The organism is Pantoea sp. (assembly GCF_039594315.1).
Classification (GTDB): domain Bacteria; phylum Pseudomonadota; class Gammaproteobacteria; order Enterobacterales; family Enterobacteriaceae; genus Pantoea.
In genome coordinates, this window is record NZ_JBCNNP010000049.1 from 21,747 (window position 1) to 29,630 (window position 7,884).

Consider the following 7,884-nt stretch of genomic DNA (forward strand, 5'->3'; position numbering starts at 1 on the left):
ACTTTTTAATGAGGTGCTGGTAATGCAGGACATTCGCTTCTCAATTGTCATACCCGCGTATAACGCGTCGAAATCGATTATTACCACGCTGGATTGTGTCAAAGCCCAAAGCTATCGCAATTTTGAAGTCATCATTGTGGATGACAAATCGGCCGACGCCGCCGAGCTGGCCGAAGTGGTTCGCAGTGAGCGCTATCAGGATTTGGCCATCAAACTGGAGCTGTCGGAAGTCAAACTCAACGGTGCCGGCGCGCGTAACAAAGGCATCGAATTGGCGACGGGCGACTTTATCAGCTTTCTCGACGCCGACGATGAGTGGCATCCGGATAAGCTGTTAACCGTCAGCGACACCATCAACAAACTAGAAGCGCAGGGCAAATCGCGTTACGTGATCTTCAGCCAGGTCAACATCCATCAGGATGGCAGCTTCTTGAAAGTGATGCCGATGCAGCCGCCGGGCAAAAATGAAACCGTGGCGGAATATCTGTTTGGTTGTTACGGCTTTATTCAGACCAGCACCATTGTGCTGAAGCGCGAAGATGCCGCGCAGATCAAGTTTGATGCCCGCTACATTCGCCATCAGGATTACGATTTCTGCATCCGTGCTGATCGCATGGGATACGCGTTCGTGATGATCGACAAACCTTTGGCAACCTATCATCTGGTAACCAAATTTGGTTCCAAGCACAAAGGCGAGTCGGTGAAATACTCCTTCTTCTGGCTCGATACCATGAAGCCGCACCTGACCACGCGTGATATTCATACCTACAAAGCCTTCAAGTTGCCGCTGCGCTACAAAATGGACGGTAAATCGCTGCAAGCCAGCCTGAGCTTTGCGCGCTACTTCTTCCTCACCAATCGTGACAATCGCGCCTACTTCATGAATCGCCTGCTCGATAAGGTGAAGTCGCGCTTAGGCGGCAGAGCCGTCTCCTGATTTAACTTTTCGTTTTTCACTTGCTCCCAAACGGGGGCAATTTTTTGGTTCCTGTAACTCCGGGTATAAAAATGACAAATCATGTTGGCACCATCGGTATTGTGATGCCGATGTATAACGCGCGGAACACGGTGCTGCGCGCGGTTGAGTCGATCATCAACCAAACCTACAACGACTGGCATCTTTACCTGATCAACGATAAATCCACCGATGATTCACTCGCTTTTGTGCGTGAGCATTGCCAGGACGCGCGTATCACCATTCTGGACAACGAAGTGAATCAAGGCGCAGCCGAAACGCGCAATGTGGGCTTACGCGCCGCCAAAGAAGAGATCATCGCGTTTCTCGATAGCGATGACGAATGGCACGTGGAAAAGCTGGCAGAGCAGGCGGCAGCGATGGCCGCGGGTGACGATTTTGTTATCACGCAATATCACTACAAAACCCGAACCGCCGACCACGACATCATCTACAGCAAACCCTATCTACAACAGGAAAACTTCGTGAAGAAGCAGTATCGCGTCTGCTTCTCTTCAGTGTGTTTCCGCCGTCCTCCTCAGGGCATCTTCTTCCAGCGCAAAGGCCACGAAGATTTCCTGTTCCTCTACGAATTGTTCCTCCGCTACAAACAAGCCCGCGTGATCCAGAAGATCCTGGTCAACTATTACGAGTTGGGTGATTCGCTGTCGCGTAACAAAAATAAAGCGGCCAAGTGGCACCTCGAATTATTAAGAATTATCTATAAAAACAATCCGTTAAAAGTATATTACTATTACACATGGTATATGGTGAACGGCGTTCTTTTCGCCTTAAAGCATCGGTAAGCGTCAGCCGCGTAATGGGTGTTTTTGATTCTTTTGAGGTGGAAAGCGTTTTATGAAAAAGATTGTTTTAGTAATTAAAGATGCTTACTCGTATGCGGGTACCGAGAACATCTGCAACTTTATGTCGGAGTGCCTCGGCGAGCAGCACGAAGTCACCATTTACTCGCTGGAAGGCAGCGGCAAAACCTTCTATCCGTTTGATCGGGTGAAGAAGATTGTCAGCTTTGAAGGCCACAGCAACCCGATTAAAAGCGCCGTTGCCAGCATCCATCAGGAAGGTTTCGACAGCGTATTTCTGATCAGCATGGGGCGCCTGAGCGTGATGTTCGCCTTCTGGAATCTGATGGCAATGAAGAAAAAACGCTTCAAAGCCTACGCCTGCGAACACATCGCGATTAACTCCTTTAGCAAGCCAATCAAGTTGTTGAAATGGCTGCTATTGCGCTATTACGACCAGGTGATCGTGTTAACTGATAAAGATCATCAGGTTTTCAGCCGCTGGAACATTGCCAGCCAGCAAATCCCTAATCCGGTGGTGTACAAGGCGTTTCAGCGTCAAACGCGCAGCCGCCAGGCATTAGCGGTAGGACGGTTAGATAACCAGAAAGGCTTCGACCTGATGTTGGATGTCTGGGCCGACTTCAGCAAAACCCATCCGGAATGGAAGCTGGTGATTGCCGGTGACGGCGAACTGCGCCAGCAATTGCACGATCAGGCCGCCGCATTGGGCATCACCAATAGCGTCAACTTCGTCGGCAAAGTCAGCAACATCAACGATTACTACCGCGAAAGCGACATGGCGCTGATGACCTCGCGTTATGAAGGTTTGCCGCTGGTGTTGCTGGAAGCCAAATCCTGGTCGCTGCCAGTGGTGGCGTACGATTGCCCAACCGGTCCGCAGGAGATCATCAATCATGGTGAAGATGGCTTCCTGGTGCCAATGAACGACAAAGCCACCTTTATCAAGCGTATGGAACAGCTCGCCAGCGATGACAGCCTGTTCTACGCCATGAGTGCCAAGACCAAAGAAACAGCGCTTAAGTTTGACGGTAATCAGATCAAACAGAGCTGGCTCGCCCTTGTCTAGCGACAATTATCGTGCCTCGGGAATCCTTTTTGGCCGCTTAATCACGGGAATTGAAGCATGAAAAGAAGAGAAGTCTTGCAGACAGCAGCCTCCTCCATTGTTGCCGCGCTCTCGGTGAGCGCATTTTCCAGCTACGCCGCAAAAAGTGGTCAGCCTGCATTGAAAGCGGTTGATCCTGCCAGCGTACCGCCGGGCGACGTACCGATTTTGACGCCGGAAAATGTCTACACCATGCCGCCGCAATTCTGGCAGAACTTTGAAGGCAAATTGTGGATTGGCAAGGCGGGCAGCGATGCCAGCCAAAATGGTAACCAGATTCCGGTTTTCCTGCGTGATGCCAACGGAAAGGTCTCGCAAATCAGCCAGCCAATTGCCTTGAACAAGGGCAACTTTGCGCAATTTATTCACGATAATGCCGCGTTAATCGCCAATCCGTCACACTCGATGGTGGTAGAAGATCAGCAAGGCAATACGCTGTTCTCCATCGATGATGTGTCACGTCCCAACGCCAGCAACTTTAGCCAGCGTCTGGCGCAGCCAAACGGTTATCAGCTGATTGGTGAAATTCCATCGGTGGAAGAGTTGCGTAAAACGCGTCCATTGTTTGCCGGGGCCAAAGTGAAGCTGAAAAGCTGGCACGAAGGCTTTGAAGTGGGCGGCGGCGAGTTCGTTGGCACCTTCGATGAAGCCAAAGACGACGAAGGCGTGATCTTTGCCGGGAAAGGCTTCCATTGGCGTCGCGTGGTGGAGGATTTCAACCGTTTAACACTGTTCGATTTCGGCGCCATTGCCGATGGCAAAACCGATACGGCACCGGCAATCAAAGCGATGTATCAATGGTCGATTGATGCTAGCCAGCAGATCTGCGTGCAGTTCCCGGCAGGCACCTTCTTCGTCTCCGAATGTGATTTTGGCAACGAAGGCCGCCGCTTCTTCCGCATTTCCGGCGCGATGGTCAACTTCGGCTATTTCCCAGCCACCACATTGGTGTCTGATGGCCGCTCAGAATTCCTGTTCCAGGTCAACGCGCGCTGGACCGAAATCTCCAACCTGAATTTCAACGGCAACAACGACAAGCATCCGAACAAGCAAGGTTTGTTCCGCAATACCTGTCCGGGCGGCCAGTTCTTCCGGGGCGCTTGCCTGCGCTTCAATTATGTCGGCGGCGTTTCGCTGAGCCTGCTCGATACGCTGGATTGCAAAATCGACCAGTGGTACGCCAACGCTTGTACCGGCGATGTGATCAAAGCCAGTTGGTCCGGGCAAAAAGCCGGCGCGTGGGATCACAGCACCGCGATTGAGCTGTCGAACTTCAACGCGCAGCACTGTAAAGGCGGCATGGTGTTGAATCTGCCGCGTTGCAGCCAATCGATCATTCATAACGGCTGGATTGAGCACAGTGATTATCCTGGCGATATCTCCAACGGCCAGTGGATTGTCGATGCGCTGAGCATTGAGGATTGTAAGAACCCGCTCAACGCGCGCAACTCGCGTTTGAATATGCGTCAGACTAACTTGCAGTCAGGCAGTTGGATTGATAACTCGCTGGAAGGCGAGCGCTGGCTCAACATCTGGGAAATGGGTTCCACACGCGTGGAATCGTACGGCGTGGCGATTGATGGCAGCCTGAAATACAACTACATCACGTCACGTTTCCGTCTGACCAACAACAGCGATCAGCAAACCTGGTTCGAACTCGGCAACCTCTATTCGCCAACGGTGGGCGATAGCTGGGAAATTGAAGTGTTTGGTCAATCTCAATTCAATAACGGCACCGCCAATGCGCCGTTGATGAATTTGCTTGATGGCAAAGGCACCGGCGGCCGCGCGGTGATCCATGTTCAACGCAAGAAGAACAAAGCGGAAGCCAGTTGGTCGGCAGAAGGCAGTTCGCCAGTGGTGGATGTGCGCATCGAGCCGCGTACCGATACCGACACCAAAGTGTTCGTCAAGCTAGCGGGCTGGACGCCAACCAGCGTGGTGCTGATCAAGAGCACGGCGAAAGACCGCTTCCTCACTGGTCAGTGCGCGCGCGTGGATGCGGTGATGGATAAAGGCACGCCGGGCAGCGGGGCGCAGCAAGCGCCGCAACGTTTCAGTTTGCATAACGGTAAAGCCGGTATTGGCGGCAACGAGCAGGGTGATTTGCTGATGGCATCGCGCGCGCTCAAGCCGGAGCAGGTAGATACCCGCGAGCCAAAAGGTTTTGTTTCTGTGGTGATTAATGGCGAGCAAGTTGCCATGCCGTATTTCGCTGTGAAGTCGTAAGTCATCTTTGTTAAACCGGTCGCCATGAATGGCGGCCCTACGTTTGTAGGGTGCGCGTTCATGCGCGCCGGCGTGCAGTAAAGAGGTTGATTTTAATTAGGAAGTACTTTTGGGGCTTACTCCCATTGCAGTCATTTCAAACAGAGTTCATTTTGCCAGTTAGCTATTGGCGGCTTGTAAAAATTACAAAAATTTTTCCGGAGTTTTTTTATGAAGATTTTATTGGTAGGAAACCATACCTGTGGAAATCGTGGGGATGGCGCGATTTTACGTGGGCTGATTGATTCGCTTAAATCTGCGCGCGAGGATTTAGATATCGATGTAATTAGCCGCTATCCGACCAGTTCGGGTTACCTGTTGCAGCAACATATCCAGCAGGATTCCCTGTTCCTGCACAACAGCAAATCGGGCAAAGGCTTAGTTGGCAGCCTGAAGCGTAAAGTTGCAAATCGTCTGATGCCGGACATTATGATGGCGCACCTTGGTAAAGGTGGCCTGTACAAATCGTTTTCGGTACCACCGCATCTCGCGGCATTCACCAAAAGTTTGGCGCAATATGACGCAATCATTCAGGTTGGCGGTTCGTTCTTCGTCGATCTGTATGGCGTAACCCAGTTCGATCACGCGCTGTGTGCGCTGATGGCGAAGAAGCCACTGCACATGGTCGGGCATTCAGTTGGACCGTTTGAGAACCCACGCGTTAATGCGCTGGCGAACTTCGTGTTTGATCGCGTCGACAGCCTGGTGCTGCGTGAAGAGGTCAGCCACGATCGTCTCAAGCAAGACGGCGTGACCACCAGCAAAGTGAAGAAGGGCGTAGATACCGCGTTTCTGGTGCAGGCGCGTGAAGTGGAAAATCCAAGCCATAACCTGCTGCACTGGCAGGCAATTATCAGCGCACGCAAAACTATCGCCATTACCGTACGTGAACTGGCGCCGTTCGATAAACGTCTCGGCGTTACGCAGAAAGAGTATGAAGCCGCTTTTGGCCGCGTCATCAACGCGATGATTGCCGAAGGCTATCAAGTTGTTGCGTTCTCAACCTGTACCGGCATCGACAGCTACGCCAAAGATGACCGCATGGTGGCGCTGACGCTGCGCGACCACGTTGAGCAACCTGAGCATTACCATGTCATCATGGACGAGTTCAACGACCTCGAACTCGGCATCCTGCTAAGCCATTGTCATCTGACAATCGGCACCCGCCTGCACTCCGCCATTATCTCCATGAACTTCGGCACACCCGCCGTGGCCATCAACTACGAGCACAAATCGCTCGGCGTGATGAAGCAACTCGGCTTGCCGCAAATGGCGACCGATGTGCAGAGCCTAATGGACGGTTCGCTGATCGATAAAGTGCAGACGGTGCTGGCTGATTACGACAACGTAAAACACAAAGTTGATACCGCGGTGGCGCAGGAGCGTGAGATTGGAAACCGCATTACCGCCGAAATTCTCAACGTCCTGGGGTGAAGTGATGAAGCTGACCTTTTTCACCATGCGTTTCCCTGTTGCCTCTGAGACGTTTGTGCTCAATCAGGTAACGCATTTCATCGACGCAGGCTACGACGTGGAGATTATCTCCGTGTTTCCAGGCGATATGATCAATCGCCACGCCGCGTTCGATGACTACAATTTGGCAGCGAAAACCCACTATTTACTGCCGGAAGAGAAAGTCTCGAATCTGGATAAGCTGACGCAACGTATCGCGCTGATGCTGCCGAAAATCGCCAAGCCGGCATTGCTCAAATCGCTCAACGTTGGGCGTTATGGCGCGCAAGCGAAAAAGCTGCTGCTGCCGGCGATTGTCGCCAATGCCAAACAGACCTTCACCGCGGATGTGTTCCTCGTGCATTTTGGTTATGCCGGTGCGCTGGCGAACAAACTGCGCGAATTGGGCGTGCTGAAAGGCAAGCAGGCCACGGTGTTCCACGGCGCGGATATCTCGCGTCGTCACATTCTCGAGGAGCACAAACTCGATTACGTGAACCTGTTCAAACAGAGTGAGCTGATGCTGCCCATCAGCCATTTGTGGGAGAACAAACTGATTGAGATGGGCTGCCCGCGCGAGAAAGTGCATGTTACGCGTATGGGCATCGAGCCGGAGAAGTTTAACTTCAAACCGCGCGCGGCGTTCCATCAACCGTTGCGCATCGTTTCGGTGGCGCGTCTGACCGAGAAAAAAGGTTTGGATGTGGCGGTGAAAGCCAGCGAAATCCTGCGTAATAACGGCGGTCAGTTCCAGTTCACCATCATCGGTAACGGCGAGCAAGACGGCATGATGCGCGAGCACATTGCCCGCGCGGGTCTGGAAGATTGCGTCACCATGCCGGGCTTCAAGCCGCAGGAGGAGATTCGCCAGGCGTTAAACGAGGCGGATATCTTCCTGCTGCCGTCAAAAACCGCAGCAGATGGCGATATGGAAGGTATTCCAGTCGCGCTGATGGAAGCGATGGCGGTGGGCTTGCCGGTGGTTTCGACTTATCACAGCGGCATTCCTGAGCTGATTGAGAACGATGTCAGCGGCTGGCTGGTGCCAGAAGACGATGCCGAGGAACTGGCGGCAACGCTGCTGCGTTTGTCACGCGGTGATATCGATGTTGCGCCGGTTGTGGCAGCGGCACGGCATAAAGTGGAAACCGAGTTCAATCAGCACATCGCTTACGGTGAGCTGGCGAAAATTCTGGAGCGCATGGTGTGAGCGGATTAAAAAAACAGGCCGTTTGGCTGTTTGGTAGTACCTGTTTTGCCGCATTGCTTCAGGTGTT

Annotated in this window: 6 protein-coding genes; all 6 read left to right on the forward strand. The window is 52.6% G+C overall.

The features are described from left to right. Positions 1-22 precede the first annotated feature (22 nt). On the forward strand, positions 23-937 hold the full coding sequence (locus ABDW13_RS19485) for a glycosyltransferase family 2 protein (RefSeq protein WP_343554194.1): 915 nt from the start codon (positions 23-25) through the stop codon (positions 935-937). A gap of 71 nt (positions 938-1,008) precedes the next feature. Further along, positions 1,009-1,761: a glycosyltransferase family 2 protein gene (locus tag ABDW13_RS19490; protein ID WP_343554195.1), complete on the forward strand. Its 753-nt coding sequence runs from the start codon at positions 1,009-1,011 to the stop codon at positions 1,759-1,761. Positions 1,762-1,813: 52 nt separating this feature from the next. Further along, positions 1,814-2,848 carry a glycosyltransferase gene (locus ABDW13_RS19495; protein ID WP_343554196.1) on the forward strand — a complete coding sequence of 345 codons (1,035 nt, stop codon included), beginning with the start codon at positions 1,814-1,816 and terminating at the stop codon, positions 2,846-2,848. 57 nt (positions 2,849-2,905) lie between these two features. Continuing rightward, positions 2,906-5,116 (forward strand): phage tailspike protein, encoded by a 2,211-nt coding sequence (locus ABDW13_RS19500; protein ID WP_343554197.1) that lies wholly within the window; start codon positions 2,906-2,908, stop codon positions 5,114-5,116. A gap of 210 nt (positions 5,117-5,326) precedes the next feature. Then, positions 5,327-6,589, forward strand: a complete 1,263-nt coding sequence (gene wcaK / locus ABDW13_RS19505; RefSeq protein ID WP_343554198.1) for a colanic acid biosynthesis pyruvyl transferase WcaK — start codon at positions 5,327-5,329, stop codon at positions 6,587-6,589. A gap of 4 nt (positions 6,590-6,593) precedes the next feature. Then, complete coding sequence (locus ABDW13_RS19510; protein ID WP_343554199.1) at positions 6,594-7,817, forward strand: glycosyltransferase; 1,224 nt, start codon at positions 6,594-6,596, stop codon at positions 7,815-7,817. The last annotated feature ends 67 nt before the right edge of the window (positions 7,818-7,884 follow it).